The sequence below is a fragment of the Candidatus Nitrotoga arctica genome (genome assembly GCF_918378365.1).
Taxonomy (GTDB): Bacteria; Pseudomonadota; Gammaproteobacteria; order Burkholderiales; family Gallionellaceae; genus Nitrotoga; species Nitrotoga arctica.
This window is the reverse complement of sequence record NZ_OU912926.1, coordinates 759,404-778,533: the sequence shown is the minus strand read 5'-3', so window position 1 is coordinate 778,533 and position 19,130 is coordinate 759,404. Positions and strand designations below refer to the sequence as shown.

Sequence of the window (19,130 nt, the reverse complement as noted above, 5' to 3'; positions counted from 1 at the left end):
GTTAGTTGTTTTGATAAATGCTTACTTTACTGGAGGTTCCATGTCGCAATTGCTGAAAAGATTTTTTTATACGCTACCACTTGTCTTTATTGGATGTCTGGGGAGCATGCCAGGCCATGCAGTCGAGAGCAGCGTGGTGTCCATCGCCGCAGGATATGATCACACCTGCGCGCTCACCACGGCGGGCGGGGTCAAGTGCTGGGGGAATAACGAATCTGGCCAGCTCGGCAACAATTCCACCACTAATAGTTTGAAGCCGGTGGATGTGGTAGGTCTTGCCAGCGGAGTTGTGGCCATTGCTGCTGGGTATCGGCACACTTGCGCGCTCACCACGGCAGGCGGGGTCAAGTGCTGGGGTGAGCTTTATGAGCCTCTACACTACAATGGTGTCAAGCATTTGACGCCGGTGGATATGCCGGATTTGACCAGTGGCGCGGTAGCCATTGTGACCGGTGGGGCGTACACCTGCGCACTCACTACGACAGGCGGGGTCAAGTGCTGGGGCGTCTACAGCCCCCTCCTCGCCACCACTCCGGAAGTGTATGTAAAGGATATTAATAGCGGCATGACGGCCATCACTGCAGGGTTTTTTCATACGTGTGGACTCACCACTGCAGGGGGGGTCAAATGCTGGGGCGTGAACCATGATGGCCAGCTCGGCGACAATTCCAGCACTGAGCATTTGACCCCGGTGGATGTAACGGGGCTTCCCAGTGGCGCGGCTGCCATCACTGCAGGCTGGGCTCACACCTGCGCGCTCACCACGGCAGGTGGGGTCAAGTGCTGGGGGGATAACTTCTACGGCCAGCTCGGCGACAATTCCAGAACTAATAGTTTGAAACCGGTGGATGTGTCGGGTCTTGCCAGCGGCGTGGCAGCCATTGCTGCTGGGGATGAGTACACCTGCGCACTCACCACGGCAGGCGGGGTAAAGTGCTGGGGGGCTAAGCTTGTCACCATAAAAGGCGGCCCTGGCTCCACCAATTATTCTGAATCCTTTGATGAAAAGGATTTAACGCCGGTGAATGTGAATGGGCTTTCTAGCGGCGTTGCAGCCCTTGCTGCGGGGAGAAAACACGCTTGCGTGCTCACCACAGCAGGTGGAGTTAAGTGCTGGGGCTTGAATGATTTCGGCCAACTCGGCGACAATACCAACACCAATCGCTTGGCCCCAATGGATGTAATAGGTCTTAGCGGTGGCGTGACATCTGGCCCTGTCGCCGCACCGGCCTCGCCCTTGACTGGTCTGTGGTGGAACCAGAATGAATCCGGCTGGGGGATGAGTATCACCCAGCGTGATTCGATGGCTTTTCTGGCGTGGTACACCTACGATTCAATCGGGAAACCGACATGGTTTGTCATATCGTCCTGTCCGCTGGTAGGGAGTGGCTGCACGGGTGATCTTTACAGTGTGGTAGGCGGTACTCCGCTGGGTGTGCCCTGGAATGGAAGCGGTAAAGTGGTCACCAAGGTCGGTACGGGCTCGGTCGCTTTTTCTGACAACAATACTGGGACATTAAATTATTCGGTAAATGGCGTAAATGGAACCAAACAGATTACCCGGCAAATGTTTGCAACCGGCTCCGTTCAACCGTCAGTCAACTATTCTGCGCTCTGGTGGAATGAGAACGAGTCCGGCTGGGGGCTAGCCATCACGCAGCAGTATGGAATGATCTTCGCCACCATGTATACCTACGATGCGAGTGGCAATCCTGTTTGGTACGTTGCCTCCAGTTGCCCCTTGTCTGGTAATAGCTGCGCAGGCGATTTATACCAAGTCACCGGCGGGTCTGCGCCCACCGTGACATGGAACGATGCGGCTAAGGTGGTAACGAAAGTCGGCACCGTCAACTTCACTTTTCAAAACAGTAGCGCTGGCACCTTGACTTACACCATCAACGGGGTGAGTGGATCCAAGGTGATTTCAAGACAATTGTTTTAAGGGTCTGTTGTGACAGGTAGAACCAGCTCTGAACTGAAACCGTTCTGGCAATCAAAAATTGTTGGAGCGGTGGGGTTGGTTCTTGAACCTGCCCTAAATTTCTACAAGACCAAAGTTCAAAGTTTTTCAGCAGTCTGAATAGTTGTTTTGCAAAATGCTTATCCTACTGGAGGTTCCATGTCGCACTTGTTGAAAAGATTTTTTTACACACTGCCACTCGTCTTTATTGGATGTTTGGGGAGCATGCCAGGCCATGCAGCCGAGAGCAGCGCGGTGGCCATCGCTGCAGGCTGGCGTCACACCTGCGCTCTTACCACGGCAGGCGGGGTCAAGTGCTGGGGCGATAATAGCGCCGGCCAGCTTGGTGACAACACCACCACGAATCGTTTGACACCGGTGAATGTGTCTGGACTTGGCAGTGGTGTAGCAGCGATCGCTGCAAGATATGATCACACCTGCGTGATTACCACGGCAGGCGGGGTCAAGTGCTGGGGCGTCAATACCTACGGCCAGCTTGGTGACAACACCACCATGAATCGTTTGACACCGGTGGATGTGTCTGGACTTGGCAATGGTGTAGCAGCGATCGCTGCAAGTTATGATCACACCTGCGCGCTCACTACGGTAGGCGGGGTCAAGTGCTGGGGCAAAAATGACCTCGGCCAGCTCGGCGACGATTCCTACATGAATCGTTTGACACCGGTGGATGTGTCTGGACTTGCCAGTGGCGTTGCGGCCATCGCTGCAGGCGGGCTTCACACCTGTGCGCTTACCACGGCAGGCGGGGTCAAGTGCTGGGGCAGTAATGTTTTTGGCGAGATTATTGATAACTATGGTGAATTAGATTATGGAACGCCGGAAGAAGTGCGGGGTCTTTCCACCGGTGTGATGGCCATTGCTGCAGGTTCTGGTTTTACTTGCGCGCTCACTAGGGCAGGCGAGATCAAATGCTTGGGCGTAGCTATCGGTGGCGAGATGGGCAACGTGTGCAACGCCGTTCATATGCTCTCGAATTGTTTGACACCGGTTGACGTTACAGGTTTTGCCAGTAGTGTGTCGGCCATTTATGCAGGATATTGGCACGTTTGCGCGCTCACCACGGCAGGCGGGGTCAAGTGCTGGGGAAATAACGAGTACGGCCAGCTCGGCAACAGTGTTCATGGACAAGGTTCCAGTTCGATACCACTTGATGTGTTGGGCCTTGCCAGCGGCGTGTCGGCTATCGCTGCAGGCGGTGGGGCTCACACCTGTGCGCTTACCACAGCAGGCGGGGTCAAGTGCTGGGGCTTGAATACAAGCGGTCAGCTCGGCGACGGTTCCGCCACAAAACGTTCAACCCCAGTTGATGTGATAGGTCTTGGCGGTGGTGTGACCCCCGGCCCCGTCGTACCTGCCTCGCCTTTAACCGGTCTATGGTGGAACCAGAATGAATCCGGCTGGGGGATGAGTCTCACCCAGCGTGATTCGATGGCTTTTCTGGCGTGGTACACCTATGACTCAATCGGGAAACCGACATGGTTTGTCATATCGTCCTGTCCGTTGGTTGGGAGTGGCTGCACGGGTGATCTTTACAGTGTGGTAGGCGGCACTCCGCTGGGGGTGCCCTGGAATGGAAGCGGTAAAGTGGTCACCAAGGTCGGTACGGGCTCGGTCGCTTTTTCTGACAACAATACTGGGACATTAAATTATTCGGTAAATGGCGTAAATGGAACCAAACAGATTACCCGGCAAATGTTTGCAACCGGCTCCGTTCAACCGTCAGTCAACTATTCTGCGCTCTGGTGGAATCAGAATGAGTCCGGCTGGGGCGTTGCCATCACGCAGCAGTATGGAATGATCTTCGCCACCATGTACACCTATGATGCCAGCGGCAATCCTGTTTGGTATGTTGCCTCCAGCTGCCCCTTATCTGGTAATAACTGCGCAGGCGATTTATACCAAGTCACCGGCGGCTCTGCGCCAACCGTGACATGGAACGATGCCACTAAGGTGGTGACGAAAGTCGGTACCGTCAACTTCGCCTTTCAAAACAGTAGCGCTGGTACTTTGACCTACACCATCAACGGGGTGAGTGGATCCAAGTTGATTTCAAGGCAATTGTTTTAGGTGATCTGCTTTAACAGGTAGAACAAGCTCTAAACTGGATCAGTTCCAGCAATCAAACACTGCCAGAATTGTTGTGGTTGATTCATGCATCCGCCCTTTATTAACAATGGTGAGGAATGTACTAATGTTCAGATTTGTTAATAAATTTATAGCGTTAAGCACACTGGCGATTATAGCCACCGCCTGCAGTATTCCAAATTACCAGTCATTGTTCGTTCAGAACCGTACCTCACAACCGGATTTAACGTCATTGTTCGCTCAAAGTATAACCTCGCATTCGGATATTAGGTCGGATATGCGCCAGAAAAACATAAAATTCCTCAAAGAGCAGCATGCGCATCTCGCTTATAAACAGGACAAAGATTATTCTAAGCGGTCCTTAAAGGACTCTCGCATTGCGCAAGCGATTGCCCCTGAAAAATTGAGTCCCGATGAACTGGTTGCAAGCAAGGTGGTACTCGGCACATTGAAAGGTAGCGCATGTAACAAAAATTTTAGCGTTGATGTCCACATCACCAAGTTGCATGAAAAAGATGATGGCTTTATGCCAACGCAAGGCATTCTGGCTGATGTCAACTTCACCAAGTTGCTTGGAAAAGGTGGTAAGTTCAAAATCAATGGTACATTCCGATCGTCCAGTATTTCTGACAATACATCTTCAATAGCTATTGAAACACCCATGGAAGGGGAAATGACAGGAGGATTTCTAAATTTAAATTCCAGCAGCAAGCCGTTGACTAAACAGGAGGTTGATGATGAATATATAAGGAGAAAGCGAGCAGTAGATGAATATGAGGCGCTAGCGTTTGTGTTTGATGGAGCCTATACATATGCTTCAATGGTTGCGCATCACCCCGATGTAATACAAAAAATGGAGGAGCATTACATAGCGGAATACAACCGCGAAATAGAGTTTGAATTTGGCCTGCCGCCAATACCGCCATCAATTTCTTTACATCTGGACGTTGGTCGTGATGGGGATGGGAAAGGATGGGTGGGTGTGATCGAAGGCGATGGCTTTAAAGATTGTCATGATATCGTACTGGTTAACGGAAATGGAATCACCACAAGTAAACTACCCGCGATCACCGGGCAAATAGCATTTGGTAGGTCAATGACTAAGTCTAAGGTTTTCAAGGAGTACTGGCTGAATGTTGCCGCAAGCAAAGGGTATGACGATGCTTACTATCTTCTTGGCACATTTTACGAAGAACAGGGAAAGAATTCGCCGGATGACTACCGGCGTGCACTCCAAAATTATCGGACTGCTATCGAAAAGGCCAGCGATACTAGAGCGCAAGCGGCACTAGGCCGTATGTACGCCAATGGTCTAGGTACACCAGTCAATCCTGCGGAAGCCAAGAAATGGATGGAATTAGCGTCCGAAACCAACCGTGTTGCCGCAGAAGTATGTGTGTCACCAAAGACCATTGCTGTGATTAGTAGCATCATGTCACAACAGGTAGTAAGTGGGAAAGTTGGGGGTATGTTAATGGGCGGAATGACAGGTCTCCATGTAGATCCAGGGAGTATGCGGGTGGAAAAGATATCAGCATCTGGAGTGGTATCTGCCAATAAGCCATTTATCTGTTTGGTCGAGGGTACCAGTGTTGGTAGAAGCGCAGATGCCTCGGGCGCGAATAGTTATGTTTACGATGGAATCCATAACGGACAACATACTTGGATCAGGGATGAGTCATATAAAATTGTTATGGAGGGTACTGCCTTTGTCATCAATCATCTGTCCGATATTTCACCATATCAACAACAATCATTCGTTATAGAGCCATTAGGAGATCACCGCTACAAACTGGCTTCTAAGATAATTGATTTGGGTTTAGGCGACAGTGTAGTTAAAAATAAAGAAGTTGCGTTGACCGTGCGTTTAACTGCCGATGGACAACAACCAAAGGATGAGCATCAGATAATTAAGGATTGCACCACCTGTCCGGAAATGGTGGTAATTCCCTCTGGCGAGTTCAAGATGGGTTATCGTAGTTCTATTGAAAAATCCGGCCGAAATGTGAGTGTCAATGCTTTTGCCTTGGGAAAGACAGAGGTAACACAAATCCAATGGCGTGCAGTTATGGGCAGCAACCCCAGCAAATTCAGCAGTTGCGGCGATGACTGCCCGGTGGAGCAGGTGAGCTGGGATAGTGCACAAGAATTTATTAAGAAGCTGAACGCCATGACCGGCAAGCAATATCGTCTACCGAGCGAAACGGAATGGGAATATGCCTGTCGTGCTGGGAAACAGCAGGAATATTGCGGTAGCGACATTTTAGATAAAGTCGGGTGGTATGACGCTAATAGTGAAGATACCACTCATCCAGTCGCCCGCAAACAACCCAATGCTTTTGGTTTGTACGATATGAGTGGCAACGTAATGGAATGGCTGGAAGTCAGTAACCATCCTCGCCACAGGGGGATGCATGAGCTTCGCGGCGGCGCGTGGCACTATTCCGCTCGTGCGGCTGAGCGTGGCATGCTCGTGCCCCCGATTGGTTACAGCTTCGCTGGTTTTCGCGTAGCCAGGATACTGCCGTAGCTTGGTAGCAATAGGTTTGTCATTTTATTGATCCGGCAATAAATTGTTGAACTTAAGCCGCATACTTTACAGGAGCATGTTCAAAGTAGCTTTTTACACGCTCGGGTGTTTTCTGTAGCTTGCACATGTGACTGGTGGTCGTCTTGAGAAGTTGCCCCTTTGTCCGGGCAGGTGCCTTGGTCGTCACTGCCTGTTTGAGATCGACATTCAGCATTTCATCTGGGTTCAATTCAGGGCTGTAACTCGGCAGATAAAACACTTCAATCTCGTCCTGATGTTTCGCGAGCCATGCCTTAACCAGCTTGGCATGATGAACTCGTAAGTTATCCAGAATCAGGAATACCTTGCGCTTGGCATCTTTCACCAACCGTTTCAGAAATACGATGAGCTGATCTGAATCCAACGCGCCGTTCAGCACCCTCCACTTGACCTTGCCTTGGTTCGTGATAGTAGAGATAAGTCCCACGTTCTCGCGTTTACTGTTGACCCGCACCACGGGTGTTTTTCCTTTGGGGGCGAAAGAACGTCCACGCACGTCATCTCTGCGCAATCCAGTTTCATCTCCCCAGTGGATTTCAGCGCCTTCTACTTTAGCGCGTTCAGCAAGGTATCTGGGGTGTTTTATATGGACATCATTTACGAAATCCGCAGGCGGCATTCGGTACAAAAACAAACGGTCACGGCAATCGCGCGCGACATGGGACTCTCCGACCCACGGTGCGCAAGCATCTCAATCCTGTTGAAGAACCCAAGTATGTACGGGTACAGCCCGCTGCCCCCAAGCTGGGGCAATTTGAAGAACAGCTAACGCAGTGGATGACAGAAGAAGCCAAGCTACTGCTGTCGAGACGGTGGTAACGGGCAGTCGGCTGACGTTAAGTAATCTGGGACGCGGGCTAACCGGCTCGGTCGGCGTCAAGCAAAACATCGAACGCCTTGACCGGCTGCTCGGCAACAACTTGCTGCACACGAAATATCCAAGTTGTACGAGGCACTTGTCCGGCAGTGCTTGAACGGAATATCTATGCCGCTGATCATCATCGACTGGTCGGATTTAACGCCTGATCGACAATGGCAATTGTTGCGCGCTTCGGTTGCTGTTGAAGGCCGTAGCATAACCCTGTATGAGCAGTTGTACCCGCAATCGCAGGCAACATCACCGCGCGTGCATCAGGCGTTTCTTACGCAACTCGCCACCCTACTACGACAGGTTGTGTACCAATTTTGATTACCGATGCCGGTTTTCGTGGCGCCTGGTTCAGATTGGTCAACCGCATGGGCTGGTATTGGATCGGTCGTATTCGTAACTGCGACATGGTCAGTCCGGCAGATGTTGATACTATAGACCCGGCACGATTTATAAATGAATTTTTATTGGTTTTCGATGTCTATGGAGTATGGAAAAAGAAGATGCCCGCAAGCAGTCGCGAGAAGTACTGCATGAACGACGCAAGCAAGTCATTCGTATGCACCGCAAAGGTGTGGCGGTGATGGAGATCGTGGTGCAAACGGGACTGAGCTGGACGGCAGTCAATACGGCGCTGCGGTTGTATAAGGCTGAAGGTTCGGGGGCACTCAAGCCCGGCGTTCGGGGTAAAAAACCTGGCAGTGGACGTCGCTTGACGGTTAGCCAAGAGCTGGCGATTCAACAAACCATCTGCGACAGACGCCCCGAACAACTCAAGATGGATTTTGCGCTATGGAGCAGGCCCGCTGTGCGCCAGCACATTGAGCTGGCGCACAGTATCAAGCTGTCTATTCGGGCAGTAGGCAACTACTTGGCACGTTGGGGTTTTACACCACAAAAACCCATTAAAAAAGCATACGAGCAGCGGCCTGAAGCCGTCCAGGCTTGGCTTGATGAACAATATCCGGCCATTGAAGCCAGAGCAAAAACAGAAGGTGCGGAAATTCACTGGGGCGACGAGACGGCGCTAGTCAACACGGATGTCAGAGGCAGGAGCTATGCGCCGGTGGGCAAGACACCTGTGACGTTCGCAGTAGGCGGCACGCGCCACAAGCTATCGATGATTGCGACGGTAACCAATCAGGGTAAAACGCGCTGGATGATTATTGATGAGGCATTTAACTCCGACAAGCTCATTGAATTTCTGGAGGCGCTCATCAAGGATACAGACCGCAAGGTGTTTCTGATACTGGACAACTTGAGAGTTCATCACAGCAAACCTGTAAAGGCTTGGGCTGCCGAGAACGCACAGAAAATCGAGTTGTTCTACTTGCCCAGCTACAGCCCTGAACTCAACCCCGAAGAAAGACTGAATGCAGATCTCAAGCACGTCATCACTTCAAAGGTGCCAGTGCGCACCAAGGCAAAACTCAGAGCTGCTGCGACTGATCACATGACCATGCTTGAGCAAAACCCCGAACGCGTGCGCCGTTATTTCCGCGACCCAAAAGTCGCCTACGCGGCTTCATGAATAATTCGTGCCGGATCAATAGCAGTGCTACCTTCGCTCTTTGCTCAAATCGAAAACTACAGAAGGAGAAGACGTGTCATCCCAACTGGCTGTATAGTGCTGCTTTCCTTCCGGAACTATAGTAAGCCCTAAAGTAAGGTAATCGAAATTCTGCTCAAGAGTGAAAGGTTGCCTAGATAGTTCACCAGTCTCATAATCCCAAGCTGGACGTTTCATTGTGTAATTGCAAACGAACCGCTCGTTCAAAACGCTAACTTCCGCTGGCGATATGCTCGAAAACTTCCAATGCCTACTCAGTAGTATTAAAATAGTCTCAGCGTGATCGTGAACGCTTCCATCATTAAAAGATTTATCCCTCGGTTGGTAATTCATTTCATCCAAGCGCTCGGTAGCTAATCCCACTGCTGGCCGCGACATACATATAGCCTGCGCTTGTGCCATCACAGGCGCTGCCATATCTCTCCAACGTTTTGCCTCTTTCTGAAGGCTGACATTTCCCAATCCGTCATAGCTTTTGCTTATTCTGAGTTGTACTCTGGCACTTGGCACCTTGCCTTCAACGATCAAGTAGTTTCTTATTGCACCGTGATAACATTGGTCGCAACCTCCACCCTCAGCCATATCGAATAAACTATTTGCCAAATAGAGGCGCTTTTCAATGTCGTCGCCAATCAGATTTTCGACATATTTAAACCAGTAAGCGATCCCTTGTTTGGAAAGCATAAATGTTTGACGTGTTTCGCGATCAAGGATTGTATCGGCTCTAATAGCGGGTATTTGTTCAATCTGGTGGACAGAATGCGTTAGTCTGACTTCGGCTTCGGTTTCAAATTCCTGATAACCGTTGGGGATCTTCGTACCTCCAGACACTGACGCATGTCCAGACAGATAATTCTTCCCATCCATGCGAGCAAGCCCCATATTGAAATACGAAAGAAAAGACCCGGTAGATCGAGATCCAAAATTGTGAATGTGAGCGCGAATGAAACCGTTACTGGGGTAGAAGTAAAAGTCGTAGATGCCACTGAGAAGAAGTGCAGTCTGCTGGTAAACCGTATTCGGATTATTACTGGTTACTACAGCTTTCGCTGTGAAGATAACTTTATCTTTGGTAGCGTTTTTAAGGCCAAAGATATCTAAATTAATAGTCAATTCATCCTGAAACTTCAACGTACCCTGCCATTTACCTATAAATAGCTTAATAGCTTGGCATTGAGACATCAGCTCACCGTCTTTGCGAAGTAGTATTTCCCCATTTATTTCACAGGTACGAAGCAAAGATTGCAACTTTGCCGTTTCCAGCATAACTAGTTCCACCGTTGCTTTCTCCTGTTGTTCTTTCTTTTTATCTTCCTGTTGCAATGCTTGTTGTATCATTTTCTGCTGTTGCAGTGTCTGCTGTTGCAATGTCTGATGTTGCAGTGTGTGCAATATCATTTCACTCGGATTTATACAACCAGGAATGGTTAATGTAAGCGCACATAAAATTACCGCAGAACATGTGAGGCGAATCATATTTTTCCCTTAAATTACGTGTTGAGAAACAATAGGGTCAGACTCTGAGGTCTCCCTTAAAAGTTCCGTTGCATTTCAATAAGTAGGGCGTACTCTCTGCTTCAAAACGGCACATGCATGGCAGGTTTATTCTCTCTTTCGTAGCGACCAAACTCCGAAGGAGAACCCACCATGCATGCGATCACAATCTTACACCGCATTCTTTCCACCAGCTTCGCAGTAATACACGCAAACGCTTAGCCAGTCTACTGGCTGCTGTCGAGGCGGTGGTAACGGGCAGTCGGCTGACGTTAAGCGATATGGGGCGCGGGCTGATCGGCTCGGTCGCCGTCAAGCACAACATCAAACGCATTGACCGGCTGCTCGGCAACGACTTGCTGCACACTGAAATATCCAAGTTGTACGAGGCACTTGTCCGGTAGTGCTTGAATGGAATATCTATGCCGCTGATCATCATCGACTGGTCGGATTTAACGCCTGATCGACAATGGCAATTGTTGCGCGCTTCGATTGCTGTTGAAGGCCGTAGCATAACCCTGTATGAGCAGTTGTACCCGCAATCGCAGGCAACATCACCGCGCGTGCATCAGGCGTTTCTTACGCAACTCGCCACCATGCTGCCGACAGGTTGTGTACCCATTCTGATTACCGATGCCGGTTTTCGTGGCGCGTGGTTCAGATTGGTCAACCGCATGGGCTGGTATTGGATCGGTCGTATTCGTAACCGCGACATGGTCAGTCCGGCAGATGTTGATACGTGGGCTGGCTGCAAAACACTTTATCCATTTGCTACAGCAAAAGCGAGGTCACTCGGTCAATTCAACTATGTGCGAAATCATCCTGTGCCATGCCGTCTGGTGTTGATCAAACACGCAAATCAAAAGCGCCATAAGAAGAGTCGCCTGGGTAAGCTGGACCATTCGAGCCGTAGCCTGAAGAATGCCCGCGCGCAACGCGAACCATGGCTGTTGGCAGTCAGCCCAAAACTTAATCCCTTGAGTGCTCAAGCTGTCGTGGCCGTGTACGCCCAACGGATGCAGATTGAGGAGTCATTCCGCGATTTGAAAAGCGAGCGTTTTGGATTGGGATTCTCCGCTAGCCGATCCACACAGAAAAATCGTTTGGGTGTGTTACTGCTGGTCGCATGTCTTGCCTCGTTTGTACTGCGCTTGATTGGCGAGGTGGGTAAAGCGCGACAGTTGGAGTTCAGATTCCAAAGCAACACGCGACGTTCGCGCCCGGTTCTCTCTGTGATTACTTTGGCATTGCAGCTTATACAACATGGTATGGCGGCATTCCCGCCGCGCGAGTTGGGTGCAGCCCTTGAACGGTTGCGTTATGAGCATCCTGCGCTGCAACTTTGAGGGGAGACCTCAGAGTCTGACCCCCATTTATTTATTTTTTGGCGCAGCCCCCCACTCCCTGCAAGCTGTCTTTGGTGTGACCACCGAATGATCGCTCCTGCTAGCCGCTCTCTTGCGGCCGAACTTGCTCGGGCGCAAGAGAGCGAGAGTAGCCCGCTATACTTATATAAGAGACATATTTCCTTTGGAAACTGTATTAGCTGAAATCAAACTATCAAACTGGGATAACAAATCAGCTTTATCAGCTTCGTCTTTAATAAATATTTTATATTCATTAAGGAATGAATTAAGTTCATTCAATAAATTCATGGCTTTTTGTTCCAGCTTGTTTAGCATATTTGGCTTTAATAATAAATCTTTCCAAAAGACTATAAATCGTTCCTCACCATCTTCTACAGTCTTAGTGAAAGCACATTCGAGCATGGGCAGTTTGTGTAACAAATGGATTTCAAGTACCCACCAATGTATATCTTTTAGAAAATACATTTCTTGAGGAAAAAATTGTCCAAAAGTTTTCTGAACGAACTCTTTAGTTTCTGCTTCTTGGACATAACTGAAATGCGTTTCGGTGGTGAAAGTTTTTTCAATAAATGTGTTTGCGTTTTCTAATGTTACCTGTCCATTAACTACACCGTATGAATCTAGAAAAGTCTCAATAGTAGGTATTGCAAAATATTTTGTAAATCGATATTTATCGATATAGGAAAGAAAGCCGAGTACGTGTTGCCATTGCCGCCATAAGGGTGCAATAACGTTATAAATTTTGATTGATTGTTCATCTGTGCAGCTTTTTATAAATGCAGCCGGGTAGTAATCCAACAAACTTTTATGAACAAAGCTTGTATATAAACCGTCTTCTTGAAGCAAACATGCTACTTTTATTATGTCGTGTACAAAACCATCAATTACACAAGTTTTTCCTGAAAATTTTATGGCATCGTCAAATGCCAATTGGAATTGTTCTTTTTTTAAATTTACAGTAAATTTTTGTTTCATTACTGCAAAGCAAAAAGCCTCAAAAAATTGTTCTAATTTTTTATCATTTAGCCCAGATTTATGCTTACGGGTAAATGCTGGCTTCGTGCGGTCGTGTCTGACAAAAACTGTAGTAAACAATAAGTTAAAAAATTCTGGAAGTTCGTTGGGGATGACTCCTTCACTTTGATAGACTAGTACTAATAATGTTAGTAGAAGTGGGGTGGTCAGCAATCCACGAATTTCAATTGGACTCGCTTCAATTGCAACCAGAAGGTGATTTAAGGTTGGACCTTTTACTCCAATTTTAGTTAAAAATGCTTTATGTTCATCTGCATTTAAAGGAGCAAGCTGAATAATTGAGAAGTAACTAGATTTTTGAATTTCTCCTCCGGGTCTAGAGGTGATAATGAATTGCATTTGGGGATAACGAACTGCCCATGATTCTAAGGATGTGATTGCATTCTTAACCAGACTTTCTTCTATTTCATCAAACCCATCCAATAGAATTACGAGTTTCCCTGATGCAGCATAGTGATCAAATAGAGCGTCCGTTACTTCAAACCCCAAAGATTCCAGTGTGTTAAGAAGTGCTTTTTCAATATCTAAACCCTGATCTAATTTCCTTAATTCAAAAAATATAGGGATTCGTCCAGTAGATTTGGATAATTCTTGAATACAAAGATAACGTAAAAATATGGACTTCCCTTGTCCGACCGTGCCTTGTATGACTAATGCACCTTTCTGAGGAAGGTCTCTGAGACTTGTTATTGCTTTAGTAACTCCCGTACTGAAAGTAACCTTCGAAGGATAATAAAAATTAGAGAGCTTAACTTTTTTCTCACGTTGCCAAATCGTCATAACTTGTTCGTATGCTGTGACTTTTAAGACTAGAGATTTGATATTTTTCGCATTATTCCATTTGGCTAATTGCTCTTGAAATTTGTGCTTCCCCGTTTCATACAGGTCTTTTAAGGGCAATGTCAATGCCGCTACGGATGCTGCAATTGCGAGTGTGTTCATTAGTTTTCTCTCACCTTGTTATTAACGTCGGAGATTGTACGTTGGTGCCCGGGTTTTTGTTTGGAGTATCGTTACCGCTTCCGTGGAGATAACATATTAAGAAAAACTTAGCGGACCTCACGTCTTTATGCTGGGCGGATTCAACTCTGAAGTGCAACCTTGGTAAGCGAATTTAGGTGGCGAGATACCCAATAAATACCCATGCGCTGTTCTTCCCACGACAAGGGATGTCGACCGGATGTCAAATAGCGACACGTTCGCGGACTATCTCAAGTTGACTTTTTTATCCAGCCGAAAAAGGTTGTAACGCGCCTTGTAGAGACGCGGATCGAGTTGCAGTGCAGTAGTGAATTCCCGCCGTGCTTCATCATTGCGGCGGGCTAGCAGGTAAGCATAACCAAGATTATTGTGTACGCGTGCCTTGTCAGGCGACTTCATCACGGTATCTTCCCACAAGCGGATCTCGCTAGCGTAATCCTGATTTCGCAGAACGGTAAGGGAAGCCAAGCCTAGCAACAGTAACGCAACAAAAGCCTGGGTTCTCGTTCCGTCCGTCCACAACCTCAGCTCGATACACAAAGCAAGAGATAGTGGCCATCCGGCCAGATACATCTGACGGTCGTTGGCGATATCGATACGCGGCAGAAACAGATGCAACGGGATTAGCTGCAACATCGCCCACGCCAAGGCGAAACTGATCCACGGGCGTACACGCCAGCAGGCTACCATGATCACAAATAGCGCAAGGAAAAAGACCAGTGGCAGCAAAATGGCGGAAAAATCGTTTTGCAGCAACAGGTCCGGATCAATGTTCAGCCATAACGGTAAAGCCCATTGCCGCATCAGATAGGAAAAGGCAGCAATTTGATTTGCTATATTGCCTTGCAGGGAGTTGAGCTGGGCACTGCGTTCCATATGCGACAGGTAGCTGTCGTTGAACAGAAAAATGAGTGCGCCCAGAATCAGTACTAGCCAGCTCGGCCATTGCGGCGTCAGGGCACGTTTCCATTTACCGCCACAAGAATATTCCCACAACAACAGCGCCAGCGGAAACGTCACGGCGGTTTCTTTGACGCCCAGGGCAATGACGAAGAGCAGCGGAGTCAGCCCATACACTTTGACGCTGTTTTGCTGCGTGCGTCCGCTGATGTAAGCGAGCAGCCCTGCCAGATAGAACAGCGTCATCAATGAGGTGGAACGACCACATATATAGGTGACGGCCTCGGTATAGACGGGGTGAGCAGAGAACAGCAATGCGACGAAAATCGGAACTTGCTGGAGTTTATCCTGTTGCCATTGTTGCTGCACAAAGGCCTGCGCTAACCTATAGACCAGGTAAGCATTTGTCAGATGGATCAGCAGGTTGGTGAGATGAAAATCGATTACACCCGTGCCCATTGTCCAGTTGAGTGTGTAACTGAACTTGAGCAGGGGTCGGATGCCGATAGACAAGCCTTCTGCCCAGCCTGCCCAAGAATGTACGCTCGGATTGTTGACGATAACGTTGTAGTCATCGAACTGGAATGTGCCGTTAAGTGCATTCGCGTAGCAAATTGATACCGCCAGCATGAGCCACAGTAGTACGCCGAAGTGCGTTTCAGGGAGCCGCGCGGGCATGATCGAAAGCGAGATCGAGGATGTCCACAGCATCCCACCAACGGTCTTTGCCATGCAACATCACGAGCAGCACCTCGTGGCCACTCCGTTTGGCAAAGGCTACGAGACACTTGCCGGCATTGGGTGTGTAACCCGTCTTGAGGCCGATTGCGCCATCGTAGCGACCGATCAGCGCGTTTTTGTTTACCAGCGTGTAAAGCTTCTTGCCGTCTAACGTGGCAATCTGCAAGTTTTTTTGCGAGGTAATCTCGAACAATGAGGGGTGTTTAAGCAACTCATGCGCCAACCGCGCAAGATCATGTGCACTGGAATAGTGTTGGGTGGCATCGTGCCCGCAGGCGTTGGTGAAATGTGTGTCGCGCATACCAAGCTCTTTTGCACGGCGATTCATTCGAGCCACAAAGTCTGCTTCACTTCCGCCCAAGTGATCGGCCAGCGCATGGCAGGCATCATTGGACGACGCGATCATCGTAGCGGCGAGCAGGTCTTGCACACGGAAGCGTTCGCCAGCTTTAAGCACAATACGCGAACCCGTTTCAAGTGTAGATGCCAGGCTGATCGACGCCGCTTCTTGTAACTGTCCTTGTTCAAGAACCAGCAACGCGGTCATCAACTTGGTCAGGCTGGCAGGCGGCAAGCGGTCATTGGGACGATGTTCCCAAATAGATGCACCATCCACTTTGACGAGATAGGCATTAGCGGCCTGTGGAAAAGGATCGGGCTGCGCCTGTGCAGCCATGATGTGGCACCACAGTAGCAGCCCGACCAGATACTTCATGCTTTAAAAGCCAAACATACCCTTCAATTTTTTGACACCTTCCAACATACCATTGACTGGGTTGTTTGCAGAGGACTTGTCGTTGACTGGGTTGTTTGCAGAGGATTTGCTCAAGTCATGGGAAGCATCCGCTTCACTTGGCTTGTTGTCATCCACAACGTCTTTCATGCCGCTCATGCATAATCGAATGTTCTCAGCACTGGTCTTGCCAGTATAGCTGCGGCCCTCGCATTCTTTGCGGCGTTTTTCCTCGCGATAAACCTTGGCTTCTGCCGGACAGTATGCAGATAGCTGCTGATAATTATTGCTGTTGAGCCCCTTGCAAATCGTCTTGGTGGTGGCAGCCATATCCAGCTTGCACTCTTTGGCGATAGAAGCGCTTTTTGATTGTTGATCATGCTGAAGTAGTAGGGCATAGGTTTGCGCATCTTTGGAGACATCCTTGCGCACGATATCGCACAATTTTTTGCGCTGATCGGCGCAGTTGGAAAAGATGTGATCAGCACTGCCAATCCAGGCAGCCGTGCTGTCGTAAGCTGAAGTGTCACACATTTGCGCTTTTGCTTTAACAAGCATCTCTTCCGAATCACAAGCTCCTCCAATGCGCTTGCCGCTGAAAGCCATGTTCATGTTAAAGTCTTGACCTCCTGATTTGCCTGATAGCTGCATCTTGCCTGCATAACTGTTGGGGGTAGCAGTTTGCTCGCCGCTGCCTGTCATCACCTCACCATTATGGTCGCAACGTGCTTTCCACAAGACTTTATTACCGACGGTTTTGATGTCAGTCATCTGGCAGTTCTTGTCGCCAGAGGTCTTTCTGGGATCGCTTTCCCCACCTTTGGCTAGGCACACTTTCGTCGTAGTGGCGGGCATCGCGAAAGGCATGCCAGGAATTTCCATCTTGGAAGAGATTTCCCAGTATTCACCAGGTGCGGCATATGCCACAGCACCCAACATACTGATCATCATGACTAGAATGGCGGTAAAGTATTTGTTCATGATCGTTCCATAAATTGATTGGTTGCTGAAAGATTATAAATCTAAGCCTAGCTGCGCGTTGAATTTTACCCGCTCTCAACTTACCCTATGAGTTCAAGTTCGAAGTACAACGGCTAAAGGAAGCTTACTATAGCGCATAGCTTTTCCGGGGAATATTCTTTCTATGTGCAAGAAAGGTCTTCCAGGGAAGGAAGTCCATGAGTTGAGCAAACAGCGTTTTGTCGATGTTCATTCCTGGCAGCCTCCGGCAGAAAAACTGGGAGACTACTAGAACCGCTCTTCGCCGTTCAAATCGGAAACACCCTTCATTGCTTGGAATTCTGAGTCCATCATGGCTTTCAGCGATTCGCCCTTTCGTTTAACCGGACAGCAGTGAGTTAAATTCGGAGTTGGGCGCACGATTGAGCAAGGCCTCGACCGCGCTCGCTGCCGGAACCTGCTCATATAATACGCTGTAAACCGCCGCACAAATCGGCATGTATACGCCCAGGCGTTGCGCCAGGTGATGCACTTCACGAACGGTATAGACTCCCTCCGCCACGTGACCCAGTTGGCTCAGGATATCCGGCAACGCCTGCTGTTGTGCCAGCAAAATGCCCACCTGTCGGTTGCGAGACAGGTGTCCAGTGCAAGTCAAAATCAAATCCCCGGCGCCAGACAACCCACTCAAGGTTTCCGCACGCACACCCATTTTCAATCCCAACCTTGTCATTTCCGCCAGCCCGCGCGTAATCAACCCGGCACGTGCATTTTGCCCATAACCCATGCCTTCGGCGATACCAGCGGCAATGGCCAGCACGTTCTTGACAGCACCCCCCACTTCTACACCCATCACATCGGTGCTCGAGTAGATACGCAAGGACGAATGATGCAGGGATTGCGCCACCTGCTTGGCAAATTTGCCATCCATAGATGCCAAAATCATGGCCGTGGGAAGCCTGCGCGCCACTTCCAAAGCGAAGCTCGGCCCGGACAGCACGCCGCGGGGAAAATTTTGCGGTAAGATTTCTGCGGCCACTTGATGCGGTAGCTGTGTGGTACCCGCCTCGAATCCCTTGCATGCCCAGATTACCGGGATTGGTAGGGAAATTGTCGCGATCTGCTGTAGCGTGGCGCGCAGTGCAGCAATGGGCACAGCAACCAATATTAATTCCGCACTCGTGAATGCGGCATGCAAGTCAGCAGTAAGGTTCAGTTCCTGCGGCAATGAAATTTCCGGCAGATAACGCTGATTGTAGCCGGTGGCACGCATTGCTTCGATTTGCGCCGCGTCGCACGCCCACAATGTGACACAATGACGCGCAGACAAATTGATAGCCAGCGCGCTGCCCCATGCGCCAGCACCGAGTATAGTAATGTTCATCGTATACGGAGACGGCTAATCGCCCCACACTTCGGTCGCCCTCACAAAGCCTGTCATACCATCCGGATGACGTACTTTGACCCAGCCATTGCCCGAACTCTCTAACCATTCCAGCGCTACTTGCTGACGTGTATTGAACGCTACCGGCGCATCCGTCTCTGCCGACTGATACACCGTGGCAAGTGGTGTTATCACTGCCACAAAACGCTTGCTGTTTAAGGCATGTTTTTCTATCCACGCCAAGCTACCGGAACTGTCACGTACTTTAACCCAATCATCCAAGCTAACCACCTGCTCCAGCGGCAAGTAACGGTTAACCACAAAGATTTTTTTTGCTTTAAGCGAGGGCGCATCATAAAGAATGGCGGAACTGACCGCGACAGACGCATAGTCCAGCGCACGCGCGGAACCTGCTGCTGTAACTAAAGCAATAAACAGGGTTAAAGTGACAGACAGTTTCAT

General features: G+C 49.3%; 15 protein-coding genes and 1 pseudogene. 8 read left to right on the top strand and 8 right to left on the bottom strand.

The genetic code is table 11. The features are described from left to right. Window positions 1-40 precede the first annotated feature (40 nt). The 3 genes from MKZ32_RS03600 to MKZ32_RS03590 all read left to right on the top strand — a co-directional run bounded on the left by MKZ32_RS03600 (window position 41) and on the right by MKZ32_RS03590 (window position 6,596). Window positions 41-1,942: an RCC1 domain-containing protein gene (locus MKZ32_RS03600; protein WP_239796012.1), complete on the top strand. Its 1,902-nt coding sequence runs from the start codon at window positions 41-43 to the stop codon at window positions 1,940-1,942. Between the two features lie 243 nt (window positions 1,943-2,185). Further along, window positions 2,186-4,048 carry an RCC1 domain-containing protein gene (locus MKZ32_RS03595; protein WP_239796011.1) on the top strand — a complete coding sequence of 621 codons (1,863 nt, stop codon included), beginning with the start codon at window positions 2,186-2,188 and terminating at the stop codon, window positions 4,046-4,048. A gap of 124 nt (window positions 4,049-4,172) precedes the next feature. After that, on the top strand, window positions 4,173-6,596 hold the full coding sequence (locus tag MKZ32_RS03590) for an SUMF1/EgtB/PvdO family nonheme iron enzyme (RefSeq protein WP_239796010.1): 2,424 nt from the start codon (window positions 4,173-4,175) through the stop codon (window positions 6,594-6,596). A 52-nt stretch (window positions 6,597-6,648) separates the two neighbouring features. On the opposite strand, the pseudogene MKZ32_RS03585 reads toward MKZ32_RS03590, so the two are convergent. Next, a pseudogene (locus MKZ32_RS03585) lies at window positions 6,649-7,203 on the bottom strand (IS630 family transposase); the annotation flags it as partial. Between the two features lie 205 nt (window positions 7,204-7,408). On the opposite strand from MKZ32_RS03585, the gene MKZ32_RS03580 reads away from it, so the two are divergent. The 3 genes from MKZ32_RS03580 (at window position 7,409) to MKZ32_RS03570 (ending at window position 9,034) form a co-directional block, all read left to right on the top strand. Continuing rightward, a complete protein-coding gene (locus tag MKZ32_RS03580; RefSeq protein WP_239796009.1) occupies window positions 7,409-7,609 on the top strand; it encodes a hypothetical protein in 201 nt (66 codons plus the stop codon). An 11-nt stretch (window positions 7,610-7,620) separates the two neighbouring features. Next, the gene (locus MKZ32_RS03575) at window positions 7,621-7,824 is read left to right on the top strand and encodes a hypothetical protein (RefSeq protein ID WP_239796008.1); all 204 of its coding nucleotides are present in this window, start codon (window positions 7,621-7,623) and stop codon (window positions 7,822-7,824) included. Between the two features lie 169 nt (window positions 7,825-7,993). Continuing rightward, window positions 7,994-9,034 carry an IS630 family transposase gene (locus tag MKZ32_RS03570; RefSeq protein WP_239796007.1) on the top strand — a complete coding sequence of 347 codons (1,041 nt, stop codon included), beginning with the start codon at window positions 7,994-7,996 and terminating at the stop codon, window positions 9,032-9,034. Between the two features lie 27 nt (window positions 9,035-9,061). Here the strand turns inward: MKZ32_RS03570 and MKZ32_RS03565 are convergent, their stop codons facing one another. Further along, complete coding sequence (locus MKZ32_RS03565) at window positions 9,062-10,549, bottom strand: hypothetical protein (RefSeq protein WP_239796006.1); 1,488 nt, start codon at window positions 10,547-10,549, stop codon at window positions 9,062-9,064. 113 nt (window positions 10,550-10,662) lie between these two features. Here MKZ32_RS03565 and MKZ32_RS03560 point away from each other — a divergent pair, with 113 nt between their 5' ends. Beyond that, on the top strand, window positions 10,663-10,971 hold the full coding sequence (locus tag MKZ32_RS03560; RefSeq protein WP_239796005.1) for a hypothetical protein: 309 nt from the start codon (window positions 10,663-10,665) through the stop codon (window positions 10,969-10,971). Window positions 10,972-10,989: 18 nt separating this feature from the next. Next, window positions 10,990-11,913 carry an IS4 family transposase gene (locus MKZ32_RS03555; protein WP_239796004.1) on the top strand — a complete coding sequence of 308 codons (924 nt, stop codon included), beginning with the start codon at window positions 10,990-10,992 and terminating at the stop codon, window positions 11,911-11,913. 162 nt (window positions 11,914-12,075) lie between these two features. Here the strand turns inward: MKZ32_RS03555 and MKZ32_RS03550 are convergent, their stop codons facing one another. The 6 genes from MKZ32_RS03550 to MKZ32_RS03525 all read right to left on the bottom strand — a co-directional run bounded on the left by MKZ32_RS03550 (window position 12,076) and on the right by MKZ32_RS03525 (window position 19,130). Beyond that, window positions 12,076-13,911, bottom strand: coding sequence for an NACHT domain-containing protein (locus MKZ32_RS03550; RefSeq protein WP_239796003.1), 1,836 nt, complete (start codon window positions 13,909-13,911; stop codon window positions 12,076-12,078). A gap of 264 nt (window positions 13,912-14,175) precedes the next feature. Next, entirely contained in the window at window positions 14,176-15,582 is a 1,407-nt protein-coding gene (locus tag MKZ32_RS03545; protein ID WP_239796002.1) for a tetratricopeptide repeat protein, read from the bottom strand. After that, a complete protein-coding gene (locus MKZ32_RS03540; RefSeq protein WP_239796001.1) occupies window positions 15,509-16,306 on the bottom strand; it encodes a D-alanyl-D-alanine carboxypeptidase family protein in 798 nt (265 codons plus the stop codon). Before MKZ32_RS03540 ends, MKZ32_RS03545 begins: the two co-directional genes overlap by 74 nt. A 3-nt stretch (window positions 16,307-16,309) precedes the next feature. Continuing rightward, window positions 16,310-17,305 carry a DUF3617 domain-containing protein gene (locus MKZ32_RS03535; protein WP_239796000.1) on the bottom strand — a complete coding sequence of 332 codons (996 nt, stop codon included), beginning with the start codon at window positions 17,303-17,305 and terminating at the stop codon, window positions 16,310-16,312. A 358-nt stretch (window positions 17,306-17,663) separates the two neighbouring features. Next, window positions 17,664-18,668 (bottom strand): NAD(P)H-dependent glycerol-3-phosphate dehydrogenase, encoded by a 1,005-nt coding sequence (locus tag MKZ32_RS03530; RefSeq protein ID WP_239795999.1) that lies wholly within the window; start codon window positions 18,666-18,668, stop codon window positions 17,664-17,666. Window positions 18,669-18,683: 15 nt separating this feature from the next. Further along, window positions 18,684-19,130, bottom strand: a complete 447-nt coding sequence (locus MKZ32_RS03525; protein ID WP_239795998.1) for an SH3 domain-containing protein — start codon at window positions 19,128-19,130, stop codon at window positions 18,684-18,686.